Below are 13,572 nucleotides of genomic sequence, written 5' to 3'. Positions count from 1 at the left end.
TGGTTCGCAAGATCGTATTGCCGCTGGCGCAAGGCAGCGGCTGCCATCGCGTCACTCCAATGCTTTGCGCAGGTGGTCGATGAAGGCCCGCGCCGCATCCGGCAGATGACGGCCGGCCATGGTCTGCACCTCGAAGTGGCGCTCGTTCATCTCGCGGTCGCGCAGCGGGATGGCCACCACGGCACGGTTGTGCAGCTGCTGGCGCAGCGCCAGTTCGCCGCAGAAGGTGACGGCCTGGGTGTGGGTCGCGTACTGGATCAGCGGATAGAGATGGTCGCTGGTGATCACCGGCTGCAGGACCAGGCCCTGCCGGCTGCTGCTGATGTCCAGCAACTGCCGCAGCGTGGAGGTGTTCGCCGGCAGCGCCAGCGGCCAGGCCAGCAGCTGGGCGAGCGACAGTTGCCGGCGATCGGCCAGCGGATGCCCGGGCGCCACCACCGCCATCACCGGCGAGGGATGGCGGAAGGCCACCTGCAGGCCGCTCTCGGAGCTGAGGCTCACCGTCACGCCGATGTCGACCAGGCCCTCGCGCACGCGGCGCGCCACCTCGCGCTGCACCGCCATGTCCAGCTGGAAGCGGATGCCCGGGCAGCGCGCCTGGAAGTCCGCCACCACCGCGGGCAGGAACTCGTAGGCGAAGCCTTCGGTCGCCACGATGCGCACCTCGCCCTGGCGCAGGCCGCGCAGGGCCAGGATGTCGTCGGTCACGCGCTCGATGTCCAGCCAGGCGCGGCGGGCATGGGCGGCCAGCAGCTCGCCGGCGGAATTGAGCGTCATGCCGCGGGCGCGGCGCTCGAAGAGCAGGGTGTCCAGCTCGCGCTCCAGCCGGCCGATCTGCCGGCTGACGGCCGAGGGCGCCACCTCCAGCCGGGCCGCGGCCTCGGTGACCGAGCCGGCGCGTGCCACCTCCAGGAAGTAGCGCAGGGCCACCTCCTGCAGCACGCGCTGGTTGGGATCGCGCCGCGCAGGCTTGGCGGCAGGGGTGGACGCGGGCGGGGAAGAAGCCATCGGATGCGGTGCCAGAACATTGCCGAAGCGGCAATGAAGCTTTAAGAGCCTTGTGCTTGCTGCACGGGAGGTGCGTTTCTAGCATGCGGCCATCGTCTTCCGAAAGGCCTGCGCCATGACCTTCGCGTCCATCCCCGCTTTCCGTCCTGCCTCGGTGTCTCGCCGTGCCGCCGTCTGCGGCCTGCTCGCGCTGGCCGCCACCGCCGGCGCGCTTCCCGCCATGGCGCAGCCGGACTATCCCAGCCGTCCGATCACGCTGGTGATCCCCTTCCCGCCCGGCGGCAGCGCCGACGTCATCGGCCGGCTGATGGGCCAGCGCATCTCGACCGCCCTGGGCCAGCCGGTGGTGGTGGACAACCGCCCGGGCGCCGGCACGGCCATCGCCGCCGGCTATGTCGCGAAGGCGCCCGCGGACGGCTACACGCTGCTGCTGGGCTCGCCCTCCACCTTCACGGCCAACCCGGCCATCCGCAGCAACCTGCCCTACGACCCGGTCAAGAGCTACGACCCCATCGCCATCGTGGCGCGCATCCCGCTGGTGCTGCTGGCCAACAAGGACGTGCCCATCAACACGGTGAAGGAATTCGTGGCCGCCGCGAAGGCCTCGCCCGACAAGTACTCGTACGCATCCTTCGGCGCCGGCACCACCTCGCACTTCGCGGGCGAGATCATCCTGGGCGCGGTCGGCGCGAAGATGCTGCATGTGCCCTACAAGGGCAGCGCCCCGGCCATGACCGACCTGATCGGCGGCCAGGTGCCCTTCTCGGTGGACACCGTCACCGCCGCCATCCCGCAGCTCAAGGGCGGCAAGGTCAAGGCCATCGCCGTGACCACGGCCAAGCGCTCGTCGCAGCTGCCGAACGTGCCCACCTTCGCCGAGGCGGGCTATCCCGACGTCAACGTCGACACCTGGATCATGCTGGTCGCGCCCAAGGGCACGCCCGCGTCGGTGCGCGAGCGGCTGGAGAAGGCCATCGCGCAGATCGTCGCCTCGCCCGACGCCAAGGCCGCGCTCGCGGCCCAGGGCGCCGAGCCTGCCTTTGCCGGCCAGGCCGCGTCGGCCAAGCAGATCGAGAACGAGCTGCCCCTCATGCGCGCCGTCGCCCAGCGCGCCAACATCCGGGCAGATTGAATGAACGTTGTCGAACTTTCCGCTGTCGAGCAGCGCCGCCTGATCGGTGCGCGCCAGCTCTCGCCCGTCGAACTGCTGGAGGCGTGCATCGCGCGCATCGAGCAGGTCAATCCCTTCGTCAACGCCGTCACCGCCACCTGCTTCGAGCGGGCGCAGGGCGAGGCCCGCGCCGCTGAGCAGGCGGTGATGCGCGGCGAGCCGCTGGGGCTGCTGCACGGCCTGCCACTGGGCGTGAAGGACCTGGAGCCCACGGCCGGCCTGCTGTCCACCTCGGGAACGCCCAGCCTGCGCAACCATGTGCCGGCGCAGGACATCGAGTTGGTGCGCCGCTTGCGCGCGGCCGGCGCCATCGTGGCCGGCAAGACCAACGTGCCCGAGATGGGCGCGGGCGCCAACAGTCGTAATCCGGTGTGGGGCGCCACGGGCAACCCCTTCGACACCAACCTCAATGCCGGCGGCTCCTCGGGCGGCTCGGCGGCGGCGCTGGCGCTGGACATGCTGCCGGTGTGCACCGGCTCGGACACCGGCGGTTCGCTGCGCATCCCGGCCGCCAAGTGCGGCGTGGTGGGCCTGCGGCCCTCGCCCGGCGTGGTGCCCAGCGTGCGCAAGCCGATGGGCTGGTCGCCGATTTCGGTGGTCGGGCCCATGGGCCGCAGCGTGGCCGATGCCTGCCTGCAACTGGCGGCCACCGCAGGCCCGCATGCGGGCGACCCGCTCAGCCATCCGCTCGATGCCATGGCCTTCCTGGCGCCGCGCGCGGCCGATCTGTCGCGCCTGCGCGTGGCCTGGACCGAGGACTTCGGCTGCTGCGACGTCGACCCGGTGGTGCGCCGCGCCTTCCGCGAGAAGATGGCCGCCATGCGCCACCTGTTCGCCACCTGCGACGAGGTGCCGTTCGCGCTGGGCGAGGTGCACCGCTGCTTCGACGTGCTGCGCGCCGAGGCCTTCGTGGCCGGCATGCGCGAGACCTACGAGCGCAACCCCGAGAGCCTGGGGCCCAACCCGCGCGCCAACTACGAGATGGGCGTGCGCATGAGCCTGCTCGACAGCGCCTGGGCGCAGACCGAGCAGACGCGCATCATCAACCGCTTCCAGAAGGTGTTCGAGGGCTACGACCTGGTCATGTCGCCCACCACGCCGGTCTCGCCCTTTCCGTGGACGCTGCCGTACGCCGCCGAGGTGGACGGCCGCCCGCAGGAGAACTACTACCGCTGGCTGGCGCTGACCTATGTGGTTACGCTGACCACGCATCCGTCCATCAGCCTGCCCTGCGGGACGGACGAACGCGGCATGCCCTTCGGCCTGCAGGTGACCGGCGCCTTCCGCGGCGACCTGCCGCTGCTGTCGGCCTCGCTGGCCATGGAGCAGGCTTTCTCCTCGTCGCCGACGCTGGCGCGGCCGCGGCCGGACATCGCGAAGCTGCGGCACGCCGAGCCGGCGCTGACCAGCATCGTCACGGCCGCGCCGGACGATCCGCGCGCCAGCCGGCCCACCGAAGCCGGCGCCGCCTCGGTCGTGTGACCGCCTGGGCGCGCGGTGGGGCCTTCAGTCGAAGGCCCCCGCCGGCGCCTCGGCCGCCACGGCCTCCATGTGCCTCGCGATGGCCCCGGGCGTGGTGAACCACACCCGGCCTTCGTCGCGCGCCCGGGCCAGGTGGCCCAGCACCTCGCGCAGGTGCCGCAGCCGGTACGGTTGGCCCACGATGTACGGATGCAGCGCCAGCCCCATCACCAGCGGCTGGGCCTGCGACTGCATCAGCATCTCCTCGAAGTTGTCCACCACCATGTCGCAGAAGGCGCGCGAGTCCATCTGGCGCGCCACGATCATGGGAATGTCGTTGAGTTCCTGCGGATAGGGCACGGCCCACAGCCGGCCGCCGCCGCGGGTGCGCATGCGCAGGGGCTGGTCGTCGTGGCACCAGTTGAGGGTGTAGCCGTAGCCGGTCTCGGCCAGCAGGTCGGGCGTGAGGTGGCTCTCCGAGATCCACGGCGACAGCCAGCCGGCCGGCGCCTGGCCGCTCTCGCGTTCGATGCGCGCGCGGCAGCGCTGCAGCAGGGCGCGTTCCTCGTCCTCCGACAGCTGGCCCTGGCGCTCGGCGTTGCTGTGGCCGTGGCCGATCAGCTCGTCGCCGCGGGCCGCGAAGGCCTGCACGAGCTCGGGGCAGTGGTCGTACAGGGCGGTGTTGATGAGCGTGCCGGTGGGCAGGCCCAGCTGGTCGAAGAGTTCCAGGCAGCGCCAGGCACCCACGCGGTTGCCGTATTCGCGCCAGCCGTGGTTGAGCACGTCCGGATGCGGCGAGGCTGGGCCGATGCAGGCACCCAGGCCGTCGCCGAAGGCGAAGTGCTCGATGTTGAAGCCCAGGTACACCGCCAGCCGCGCGCCATTGGGCCAGACGTAGTCGTGGCGGCGGGTGATCGGCCGGTAGTCGAAGCGGTCATGCCCCGGCAGGCGCTCGGGCCAGCGGGTGCGGGTGGGGTCGTGCGCTGCGGTCATCGGCAGTCGGCTCACAGCGTGGCCAGGCCGGCGCGCACCAGCAGCCATTCGGCGCTGTCGTTCCACACGTCCATCTGCACGATCAGGCCGCGGCGCACCACGTAGCGGTCGACATAGCGGTTGCCTTCGAAGGGCGTGCCGTCGGGCCAGGCGCCGTAGAGCGTGCCCAGGCTGTAGACCACGGTCTCGTCCTCGCTGCCGCCGGCCACGGTCTCGGTGCGCTCGATCTTCTTCTTCACCCAGGCGTAGCGCTTGGCGTTGAAGGCCGAGGTGTCGCCCGGCGCCGTCATCGGCCGGTTGCCGGTGAAGCGGATGCGGATGTCGGGCGCGGTGTAGCGCGAGGCCGAGGCCGGGTCGGGAATCATCACGAGGCGCAGGAACTCGTCCACGATCTCGGCGGGGGTGGTGGGTTGGGCGGTGGTCGTCATCGATGCTTTGGGGGCTTGGGCGGAAGGGGCGGGCGCGTGCAAGCCACGTGCCCGGGGTGCGGCTGGGTCAGTGTCCCCGCGTCGGCGCCCTCGGTCGAGCCCCCGGCGGCCGACAGGCCCGCCCGGCACAATCGCCGGCTATGCGTTTCTTCCGGGATGTCAACCTGCCCGCCTTCACCGCCGGCTTCGTCGCGGTGCTGGTGGGCTTCACCAGTTCGGTGGCCATCGTGTTCCAGGCCGCGCAGGCCTTCGGTGCCGATTCCGCCCAGATCGCTTCCTGGATGTGGGCGCTGGGCCTCGGCATGGGCCTGGCCACCGCCATCCCATCGCTGTGGCTGCGCAAGCCCGTGATGGTGGCCTGGAGCACGCCCGGCGCCGCCGTGCTGGCCACCGCAGGCGCGGGCTATTCGATGGGCGAGGCCGTGGGCGCCTTCATCGTCTGCGCGGCGCTCATCACGCTGGCCGGCGCCACCGGCTGGTTCGAGCGGGTGATGAACCGCATCCCCATGGCCATCGCCTCGGCCCTGCTGGCGGGCGTGCTGGCGCGCTTCGGCCTCTCGGCCTTCACGGCGGCGCAGACGGCGCTGCCGCTGGTGCTGCTGATGCTGGCGACCTACCTGGCGGGCAAGCGCTGGCTGCCGCGTTACGCCGTGCCGCTGACGCTGGCGGTGGCCATCGCCTATGCGGCCGTGCGCGGCCAGCTGGCCTGGAGCACGGTGCACTTCACGCTGGCCATGCCGGTGTTCACGATGCCGCAGTTCACGTGGCAGGCGGCTGTCAGCCTGGCGCTGCCGCTCTTCGTCGTGACCATGGCCTCGCAGAACCTGCCTGGCGTGGCGGCCATCCGCGCCGCGGGCTACGACATGCCGATCAGCAAGCTCATCACGCTGACCGGCGTGGCCACGCTGCTGCTGGCGCCGTTTGGCGGCTATGCGCTCAACCTGAGCGCGATCACCGCCGCCATCTGCATGGGCCGCGAGGCGCACGAGGACCCGCACAAGCGCTACACCGCCGCCGTGTGCTGCGGGCTCATCTATGTGCTGATCGGTTGCTTCGGCGCGGCGGTGGCGGGGCTGCTCACGGCCTTTCCGAAGGAGCTGGTGGCGGCCATCGCCGGACTGGCGCTGCTGTCGACCATCGGCGGCGGCCTGGCCACGGCCCTGCGCGACGAGGCGCATCGCGAGGCGGCGCTCATCACCTTTTTGGTCACGCTGTCGGGCGTGACCCTCTTCGGCATCGGCTCGGCCTTCTGGGGCGTGGTGGCCGGTGCGGCCGCGCTGCTGGTGCAGCAGGCCGGCCGGCCAAAGACCGCCGCCGGCAAGGACATCGCACCTGCCTGCAAGATCAGGCTGGACGCCCGCCGGGGTGGCCCCGACAACACGCACAAGCCATCATGAACTTCCTCTTCGTCGCCGATCCGCTCGACCTGTTCAAGACCTACAAGGACACCACCTTCTCGATGATGCGCGAGGCGCAGCGGCGCGGCCACCGCATCGCCGCCTGCCTGCCGCAGGACCTGGGCTGGCGCTCCGGCGGCGTGGTCGAGGCCGAGGTGCTGCGCATCACCCTGACCGGCGATGCCAAGGACTGGTACACGGTGGACGTGCGCGAGCGCGTGGCCCTGAAGGACTTCGACGCCGTGCTCATGCGCAAGGACCCGCCCTTCGACGCCGAGTACATCTACGCCACCCACCTGCTGGAGCAGGCCGAGCGCGAGGGCGCGCGCGTGGTCAACAAGCCGCGGGCGCTGCGCGACCACCCGGAAAAGCTGGCGATCATGGAGTTTCCGGAATTCACCACGCCCACGCTGGTCACGCGCAGCGACGCGGCGGTGCGCGCCTTCCATGCCGAGCATGGCGACATCATCCTCAAGCCGCTGGACGGCATGGGCGGCATGGGCATCTTCCGCGTCAAGCAGGACGCACTGAACCTCGGCTCCATCATCGAGACGCTCAACAAGGGCGGCGCCGAGACCATCATGGTCCAGCGCTTCGTGCCTGAGATCAGCCAGGGCGACAAGCGCGTGCTGGTGATCGCCGGCCAGCCGGTGCCCTACTGCCTGGCGCGCATCCCGCAGGGCACCGAGGTGCGCGGCAACCTGGCGGCCGGCGGCAAGGGCGTGGCCCAGCCGCTGTCGGCCGACGACCGCCGCATCGCCGAGGCCATCGGCCCCAAGCTCTTCGCGCGCGGACTGCTGCTGATCGGCCTGGACGTGATCGGCGGCTCGCTCACCGAGATCAACGTCACCAGCCCGACCTGCTTCCAGGAGATCCACGACCAGACCGGCTGCGACGTGCCGGCGCTGTTCGTCGATGCGCTGGAGGCGCAGGTCAAGGCCGCCTGAGCGGCCCGGCGCCTGCGGCTCAGAGCACGCCGCGGGCGCGCAGCCCGGCGATGTCGCCAGCGCCCAGGCCCAGGCGTTCCGCCAGCACCGCGTCGGTGTGCTGGCCCAGCGCCGGTGGCGCATGGCGCAGGGTGGGTGGGGTCTCCGACAGGCGCAGCGGGCTGGCGGCCGTGACCACGCGGTCCACCACCTCGCCGTCTGGACGCTCACCGTCGGCATAGCGGCGCTGCGTCACCGCGAGGCCGCGGGCCTGCACCTGCGGATCGGCGAAGGCCTGGCCGATGTCGTGGATCGCGCCGCAGGGCACGGCCTTGTCCTCCAGCAGCACGATCCATTCGGCCGTCGGGCGCTGGCGCGTGATGGCCTCCATCAGCGGGATCAGTGCCGCGCGGTGCACCACGCGTGCCGCGTTGGTGGCGAAGCGCGGCTCTTGCGCCCAGCCGGTGCCGGCGGCGGCGCAGAAGCGCGCGAACTGCCCGTCGTTGCCGATGGCCAGCAGCATGCGGCCGTCGGCAGTCGGAAAGTCCTGGTAGGGCACCACGCTGGGGTGGCTGTTGCCCAGGCGGCACGGCACCTGGCCGCTGTTGAGGTAGCCCGCACCCTGGTTGGCCAGCACGGCCATGGCCACGTCCATCAGCGCCATGTCGATGTGCTGGCCGCGGCCGGTGCGGTGGCGCGCCTCCAGCGCGCCCAGGATGGCGGTGGTGGCGTACATGCCGGTGAACAGGTCGATCACCGCCACGCCCACCCGCAGCGGGCCGCCGCCGGGCTCGTCGTCGGGGCGGCCGGTCACGCTCATCAGGCCGCTCATGGCCTGCACCAGCAGGTCGTAGCCCGCGCGCGGCGCGTAGGGGCCGGTGTGGCCGAAGCCGGTGACTGAACAGTAGATCAGCCGTGGGTTCAGCGCCGACAGGCTGGCGTAGTCGAGCCCGTAGCGCGCCAGGCCGCCGGTCTTGAAGTTCTCCACCACCACGTCGCTCTGCGCCGCCAGCGCGCGGATCAGCGCCTGGCCCTCGGCGGTGGCCATGTCCACCGTGACCGAGCGCTTGTTGCGGTTGCAGGCGGCGAAGTAGCAGGCCTGGTCGGTGGGCTGGCCGGCCTCGTCCGCGAAGAAGGGCGGCCCCCAGCGGCGGGTGTCGTCGCCTTCGCCGGGCTTCTCGATCTTGATGACGTCGGCGCCCAGGTCGGCCAGGTTCTGCGTGCACCAGGGCCCGGCCAGCACGCGCGAGAGATCGAGCACCCGCAGGTGCGACAGCGCGCCGGCAGGCGCTTCGGGGGCAGGCGTCGGGGCAAGGGTCATCGCAGGCTTGTCTTCACGGCGCAGGGCAGGCCGCCGGCCCATGCTACGGGCGGCGGCGGGCGCTGCGCTTCTCATTTGTGGAAGGCGGGCTTCCACCGAGGCGGGCGGGGCCTTCGCGTCGAGGGCCCTTCCTAGAATGCCCGCCCATGGCCATGCATTTCGACCTGGTGGACCTGCGCCTGATGGTGCACATCGCCGACGCCAACAGCATGACGCGCGGCGCGGAGCTGTCCTTCATCTCGCTGCCCGCGGCCAGCACCCGCATCAAGAACCTGGAGGAGGGCATCGGCACCAAGCTGCTCTTCCGCACCAACCAGGGCGTGACGCTCACGCCGCCCGGCCAGGCGCTGGTGACGCATGCGCGCGCCGTGCTGGGCCAGATCGAACACCTGCGCGGCGACATGCAGGAGTACGTGCGCGGCATCAAGGGCCATGTGCGGGTGTTCGCCAACACCACCTCGCTCAGCGAATTCCTGCCGCCGGTGCTGCGGCACTTCCTGCGGCGCAACCCGGACGTCAACATCGACCTGCGCGAGCGCCTGTCGCACGACATCGTGCGCGCGGTCATGGACGGCCAGACCGACATCGGCATCGTGGCCGGCCTGGTGCGCACCGAGGACCTGGAGACGCTGCCCTACCGCCGCGACCGGCTGGTGCTGGTGGTGCCGCAGGGCCATGCGCTGCAGGCCGAGGTGCAGATCGACTTCGCCGACACGCTCGCCTTCGACTACGTGGGCCTGCACGAGTCCAGCGCCATCCATGCCTTCCTGCGCCAGGCCAGCGACCAGCTGCACAAGCCCATCAAGCAGCGCATCCAGGTGGGCAACTTCGAGACCGCCTGCCGCATGATCGCGTCCGGCGTGGGCGTGGGCGTGCTGCCCGAATCGGCCGCCAGCCGCCATGCGCAGGCCATGGCCATCGGCATCGTGCCGCTGTCGGACGCGTGGTCGGTGCGCGAGATGCAGATCTGCATGCGCCGGCGCGAGACGCTGCCGGCCTTCGCGCAGGAGCTGGTGGCGCTGCTGGTGGCCGATGCGCAGGGCCGGCTCGACCCGGACTGACCCCGCCCGTCGACAGACTCAGGCCACGCGCCCGTCGCGCGCCATGGCCCGCGCGATGATGATCTGCTGGATCTGCGTGGTGCCCTCGTACAGGCGCAGCAGCCGCACGTCGCGGTAGAAGCGCTCGATGCCGTACTCGGCCATGTAGCCGGCGCCGCCCAGGATCTGTACCGCGCGGTCGGCGATGCGGCCGCAGGCCTCGGTGGCGAACATCTTGGCGCTCGAGGCCTCGATGGCCACCGACCGGCCGTCGTCGCGGCGGCGCGCGGCCTCCAGCGTCATCGATTCGGCGGCGAACAGCTCGGCCTGGCTGTCGGCCAGCATGGCCTGCACCAGCTGGAAGTCGGCCACCGGCTGGCCGAACTGCCGGCGGTCCATCGCATAGGCCAGCGCATCGCGCAGGATGCGCCGTGCCAGGCCCACCGCCACGGCCGCGATGTGGATGCGGCCCTTCTCCAGCACCTTCATCGCGGTGCGGAAGCCCTGGCCCTCGCGCCCGCCGATGAGGTTGGCGGCCGGCACCCGCACGTCGTCGAAGATCACGTCGCAGGTGTGGGCGCCGCGCTGGCCCATCTTGCGGTCGGGCTTGCCGAAGCGGATGCCCGGCGTGCGCGCGTCGACGATGAAGGCGGAGATGCCGCCCGCGCCCTTGTCCTGCGGATCGGTGCGCGCCATGAGCGTGAACATGCCCGCATGCGGCGCATTGGTGATGTAGCGCTTGCTGCCGTTGACCACGTAGTGGTCGCCGTCGCGGAGGGCCGTGGTGCGCAGCGAGGCGGCGTCCGAGCCGGCCTCGGGCTCGGTCAGCGCGAAAGAGGCGATCAGCTCGCCGCTGGCCAGCCGGGGCAGCCAGTCGCGCTGCTGCTCGGGCGTGCCGTCGATCAGGATGCCCTGCGAGCCGATGCCCACGTTGGTGCCGATCACTGAGCGGAAGGCAGGCGAGGTCTGGCACAGCGCGAAGAGCACCCGCGCCTCTTCTTCCATGGTGAGGCCCAGGCCGCCATGCTGCTCCGGGATCGACAGGCCGAACAGGCCCAGCGCGCGCATGTCCTGCACGATCTCGGCGGGCACCTGATCGGTGCGCTCCACGGCGTCTTCGGCCGGCACGAGGCGCTCGCGCACGAAGCGGTTCACGCTGTCGAGCAGCGCATCGAGGATCTGGGGGTCGCGGATCATGGGTCTCCTTAGAGGGCGTCGGCCGTGCCCAGCACGGCGGTGGATTGGCTGGACAGCGTGCCGCCGTTGCCGTGGACCACGGCGGTGCGGTGCGTCGCCAGCTGCCGCTGGCCGGCCTGGCCGCGCAGCTGCCGCACGGCCTCGATCAGGGCGAAGATGCCGTACATGCCCGGGTGCACGCAGGACAGTCCGCCGCCGTTGGTGTTGACGGCCAGCCGTCCGCCCGGCGCGATGGCGCCACCTTCCACGAAGGGGCCGCCCTCGCCCTTGGCGCAGAAGCCCAGGTCCTCCAGGAACAGCAGCGTGTTGATGGTGAAGGCGTCGTAGAGCTGCGCCATGTCCATGTCGGCCGGGCCGAGGCCCGCCATGGCGAAGGCCTGCGCGCCCGACTGTGCGGCGGCGGTGGTGGTGAGCACCGGCATGCACGAGATCTGGCGGTGCCACATCGCGGTGGCCGTGCCCAGCACATACACCGGCGGCTGCGGCAGGTCGCGCGCCCGGTCGGCGCGCACCAGCACCAGGGCGCCGCCGCCGTCGGTCACCAGGCAGCAGTCGAGCACGCCGAGCGGGCTGGCGATGGGGCGGGCTGCGAGCACGTCGTCGACCGTGAGCGGGTCGCGCCGGAAGGCCTCGGGATTGCGCTGGGCCCAGGCGCGGGCGGCCACGGCCACCTCGGCCAGCTGGGTCCGCGTGGTGCCGAACTCGTGCATGTGGCGCGCCGCGGCCAGCGCATAGGCGGTCACGGGCAGCACCGGCTCGTAGGGAAACTCGTAGGGCTGCGGATCGAGAAAGCGCCGTGCGGCCTGCATCTCTCGCCGGCCGAAGCTGGCCGAGCGCTGCGCGCTGCCGTAGCACACCAGCACCGCCTTGCACTGGCCCGCCTCCAGCGCCCGGATGGCCGGCAGCAGATGGGCGATGAAGCTGCTGCCGCCCAGCATGGTGCCGTCCACGTAGCTGGGGTTGAGGCCCAGGTGCTCCACCACCGGCATGGCCCACATGCTGGCCGACACGCTGCAGGTGGCGATGCCGTCGATGTCCTGCATCGTCAGGCCCGCATCGGCCACCGCCGCATGGGCGGCGCGCACCAGCAGCGTCATGTCGTCCATGCCCGGCGACTCGCCGCAGCCGTAGGTGGCGGCACCGGCGATGGCGACGCGGCCCCGCAGACCGCGGTTGACGGCGCCGGCGTCCAGCGTCGAGCGGGGGATCTGTCCGGCGGTCGTCATGCCGCACCGCCTTCCTCGGGATGGAACAGCACCAGCCCGCGGCCCTCGCGCTGGACGACGCGCGCCTTCACGCGCTGGCCGATGCGAACGGCCTCGGGCGCGACGCCTTCCACGCGGCTCATCATGCGCACGCCCTCGTCGAGGTCGATCAGCGACACGTTGTAGGGGCCGCCGTCCTCGGCCTTGCGGTGGACCGTGCTGGCCGCATGGACCTGGCCGGTGCCGCGCGCCCGCACCCAGCGCAGCGGGGCGGCGCCGCAGTGGGGGCAGAGTTCGCGCGGCGTGAAGACATGGCGGCCGCACTGCGGGCAATGCTGCAGGCAGAAGCGGCCGGCATCCAGCTCGGCCTGGTAGTGGGCGCCCGCGCCGACGTGCATGGTGGGAGAGGCTGTGCTGGACATGGCGTCAGGACACCGTGATTCCGGCCGTCTTGATGACCTTGGCCCACTTGACCATCTCGCTGTGCAGCCGCTGGCGCAGCGCCTCCTGCGTGCCGGGGTCGGCCTCTGCGCCGGCCTCCAGCAGCCGCTGGCGCACGGCCGGGTCGTTGAAGGCGGTGTTGAAGTCGGCGTTGATGCGGTCCAGCACCGGCTGCGGCGTGCGCGCCGGCGCGAACAGCGCCGCCCAGGAATAGGCCTCGTAGCCCGGCAGGCCGGACTCGGCCACCGTGGGCACCGACGGCAGCATGGCCGAGCGCTGCGGGCTGGCCACCCCCAGCACCTTGATGCGGCCGGAGCGGATGTGCGGCAGCGCCGTGGGTGCATCGCTGAACATCAGCTGCACCTGCCCGCCGAGCAGGTCGTTCATCGCCGGCGCGCTGCCCTTGTAGGGCACATGCAGCAGCTTCGTGCCGGCCTCCATGTTGAACAGCTCGCCTGCCAGGTGCGTGCCGCCGCCGTTGCCGGAGGAGCCGAAGCTCAGCTGGCTGCCGGGCTTCTTCGCCAGCGCGATCAGCTCGGCGATGGAGTTGGCGGGCACCGCGGCGTTCGCGACCACGAACACCGGGAACACCGCCGCGAAGCTCACCGGCGCGAAGTCCTTCTCGATGTCGTAGGGCAGCTTGCCCATGAGCGAAGGATTGACCGAATGGTGAATGGCGCCCACGAACAGGCTGTAGCCGTCGGGTGCCTCCTTGGCCGCCACCGTGGCGCCCACGGTGCCGCCGGCACCGGCGCGGTTGTCGATGAGGGTGGGCGTCTTCCAGATCTCCGACAGCCGCTGGCTGGCGATGCGCGCCGTGGTGTCCACCGGCCCGCCGGGTGGAAAGGGCACGATGAAGCGCACCGGGCGGCTGGGCCAGGGCTCGGCCGCCAGGGCGCCGAGCGGCCAGGCGGCGGCGCTGAGCAGGCCGCCGGCCAACAGGCGGCGGCGGGCGGAATCGACGGGGGCGATGGGCATGGCGGT

General features: G+C 71.7%; 13 protein-coding genes. 5 read left to right on the top strand and 8 right to left on the bottom strand.

All coding sequences use genetic code 11. The features are described 5' to 3' along the window. Window positions 1-51: 51 nt before the first annotated feature. The gene (locus DFR41_RS02510) at window positions 52-1,008 is read right to left on the bottom strand and encodes a LysR family transcriptional regulator (protein ID WP_017756829.1); all 957 of its coding nucleotides are present in this window, start codon (window positions 1,006-1,008) and stop codon (window positions 52-54) included. 115 nt (window positions 1,009-1,123) lie between these two features. Here DFR41_RS02510 and DFR41_RS02505 point away from each other — a divergent pair, with 115 nt between their 5' ends. Both DFR41_RS02505 and DFR41_RS02500 read left to right on the top strand, forming a co-directional pair. Further along, window positions 1,124-2,140 (top strand): Bug family tripartite tricarboxylate transporter substrate binding protein, encoded by a 1,017-nt coding sequence (locus tag DFR41_RS02505; protein WP_114801579.1) that lies wholly within the window; start codon window positions 1,124-1,126, stop codon window positions 2,138-2,140. Further along, a complete protein-coding gene (locus DFR41_RS02500; RefSeq protein ID WP_114801578.1) occupies window positions 2,141-3,661 on the top strand; it encodes an amidase in 1,521 nt (506 codons plus the stop codon). 24 nt (window positions 3,662-3,685) lie between these two features. Here the strand turns inward: DFR41_RS02500 and DFR41_RS02495 are convergent, their stop codons facing one another. Together DFR41_RS02495 and DFR41_RS02490 are read right to left on the bottom strand one after the other, a co-directional pair. Beyond that, window positions 3,686-4,633 carry a polysaccharide deacetylase family protein gene (locus DFR41_RS02495; RefSeq protein ID WP_114801577.1) on the bottom strand — a complete coding sequence of 316 codons (948 nt, stop codon included), beginning with the start codon at window positions 4,631-4,633 and terminating at the stop codon, window positions 3,686-3,688. Window positions 4,634-4,644: 11 nt separating this feature from the next. Next, a complete protein-coding gene (locus DFR41_RS02490) occupies window positions 4,645-5,061 on the bottom strand; it encodes a nuclear transport factor 2 family protein (protein WP_114801576.1) in 417 nt (138 codons plus the stop codon). 140 nt (window positions 5,062-5,201) lie between these two features. Here DFR41_RS02490 and DFR41_RS02485 point away from each other — a divergent pair, with 140 nt between their 5' ends. Both DFR41_RS02485 and gshB read left to right on the top strand, forming a co-directional pair. Next, window positions 5,202-6,458, top strand: a complete 1,257-nt coding sequence (locus DFR41_RS02485; protein WP_114801575.1) for a benzoate/H(+) symporter BenE family transporter — start codon at window positions 5,202-5,204, stop codon at window positions 6,456-6,458. Then, window positions 6,455-7,405: a glutathione synthase gene (gshB, locus tag DFR41_RS02480; protein WP_017757551.1), complete on the top strand. Its 951-nt coding sequence runs from the start codon at window positions 6,455-6,457 to the stop codon at window positions 7,403-7,405. Before DFR41_RS02485 ends, gshB begins: the two co-directional genes overlap by 4 nt. A 19-nt stretch (window positions 7,406-7,424) precedes the next feature. Here gshB and DFR41_RS02475 read toward each other — a convergent pair whose 3' ends face one another. Further along, window positions 7,425-8,705 (bottom strand): CaiB/BaiF CoA transferase family protein, encoded by a 1,281-nt coding sequence (locus DFR41_RS02475; RefSeq protein ID WP_114802158.1) that lies wholly within the window; start codon window positions 8,703-8,705, stop codon window positions 7,425-7,427. A 146-nt stretch (window positions 8,706-8,851) separates the two neighbouring features. On the opposite strand from DFR41_RS02475, the gene DFR41_RS02470 reads away from it, so the two are divergent. Then, the gene (locus tag DFR41_RS02470) at window positions 8,852-9,766 is read left to right on the top strand and encodes a LysR family transcriptional regulator (protein WP_114801574.1); all 915 of its coding nucleotides are present in this window, start codon (window positions 8,852-8,854) and stop codon (window positions 9,764-9,766) included. A gap of 18 nt (window positions 9,767-9,784) precedes the next feature. Here DFR41_RS02470 and DFR41_RS02465 read toward each other — a convergent pair whose 3' ends face one another. The 4 genes from DFR41_RS02465 to DFR41_RS02450 are packed head-to-tail and all read right to left on the bottom strand — an operon-like array spanning window position 9,785 to window position 13,566. Continuing rightward, window positions 9,785-10,942 (bottom strand): acyl-CoA dehydrogenase family protein, encoded by a 1,158-nt coding sequence (locus DFR41_RS02465; RefSeq protein ID WP_114801573.1) that lies wholly within the window; start codon window positions 10,940-10,942, stop codon window positions 9,785-9,787. 8 nt (window positions 10,943-10,950) lie between these two features. Beyond that, window positions 10,951-12,168, bottom strand: a complete 1,218-nt coding sequence (locus tag DFR41_RS02460) for a thiolase (protein WP_017759791.1) — start codon at window positions 12,166-12,168, stop codon at window positions 10,951-10,953. Then, the gene (locus tag DFR41_RS02455; RefSeq protein ID WP_017759792.1) at window positions 12,165-12,545 is read right to left on the bottom strand and encodes a Zn-ribbon domain-containing OB-fold protein; all 381 of its coding nucleotides are present in this window, start codon (window positions 12,543-12,545) and stop codon (window positions 12,165-12,167) included. The genes DFR41_RS02460 and DFR41_RS02455 overlap by 4 nt, the downstream gene beginning before the upstream one ends. Window positions 12,546-12,573: 28 nt before the next feature. Beyond that, window positions 12,574-13,566: a Bug family tripartite tricarboxylate transporter substrate binding protein gene (locus DFR41_RS02450; RefSeq protein WP_114801572.1), complete on the bottom strand. Its 993-nt coding sequence runs from the start codon at window positions 13,564-13,566 to the stop codon at window positions 12,574-12,576. Window positions 13,567-13,572 lie beyond the last annotated feature (6 nt).

This window comes from Pseudacidovorax intermedius, assembly GCF_003350475.1.
In the GTDB taxonomy this organism is placed as follows: Bacteria; Pseudomonadota; Gammaproteobacteria; order Burkholderiales; family Burkholderiaceae_C; genus Xenophilus; species Xenophilus intermedius.
Note: the sequence above shows the minus strand (reverse complement) of the source record. Positions and strands in the feature narration are given on the sequence as shown.

Bases quoted from the DNA above. Each gene is read 5' to 3' on its own strand.
- DFR41_RS02510 (WP_017756829.1), bottom strand. From the start codon at position 1,008: ATGGCTTCTTCCCCGCCCGCGTCCACCCCTGCCGCCAAGCCTGCGCGG.
- DFR41_RS02505 (WP_114801579.1), top strand. From the start codon at position 1,124: ATGACCTTCGCGTCCATCCCCGCTTTCCGTCCTGCCTCGGTGTCTCGC.
- DFR41_RS02500 (WP_114801578.1), top strand. From the start codon at position 2,141: ATGAACGTTGTCGAACTTTCCGCTGTCGAGCAGCGCCGCCTGATCGGT.
- DFR41_RS02495 (WP_114801577.1), bottom strand. From the start codon at position 4,633: ATGACCGCAGCGCACGACCCCACCCGCACCCGCTGGCCCGAGCGCCTG.
- DFR41_RS02490 (WP_114801576.1), bottom strand. From the start codon at position 5,061: ATGACGACCACCGCCCAACCCACCACCCCCGCCGAGATCGTGGACGAG.
- DFR41_RS02485 (WP_114801575.1), top strand. From the start codon at position 5,202: ATGCGTTTCTTCCGGGATGTCAACCTGCCCGCCTTCACCGCCGGCTTC.
- gshB (WP_017757551.1), top strand. From the start codon at position 6,455: ATGAACTTCCTCTTCGTCGCCGATCCGCTCGACCTGTTCAAGACCTAC.
- DFR41_RS02475 (WP_114802158.1), bottom strand. From the start codon at position 8,705: ATGACCCTTGCCCCGACGCCTGCCCCCGAAGCGCCTGCCGGCGCGCTG.
- DFR41_RS02470 (WP_114801574.1), top strand. From the start codon at position 8,852: ATGGCCATGCATTTCGACCTGGTGGACCTGCGCCTGATGGTGCACATC.
- DFR41_RS02465 (WP_114801573.1), bottom strand. From the start codon at position 10,942: ATGATCCGCGACCCCCAGATCCTCGATGCGCTGCTCGACAGCGTGAAC.
- DFR41_RS02460 (WP_017759791.1), bottom strand. From the start codon at position 12,168: ATGACGACCGCCGGACAGATCCCCCGCTCGACGCTGGACGCCGGCGCC.
- DFR41_RS02455 (WP_017759792.1), bottom strand. From the start codon at position 12,545: ATGCACGTCGGCGCGGGCGCCCACTACCAGGCCGAGCTGGATGCCGGC.
- DFR41_RS02450 (WP_114801572.1), bottom strand. From the start codon at position 13,566: ATGCCCATCGCCCCCGTCGATTCCGCCCGCCGCCGCCTGTTGGCCGGC.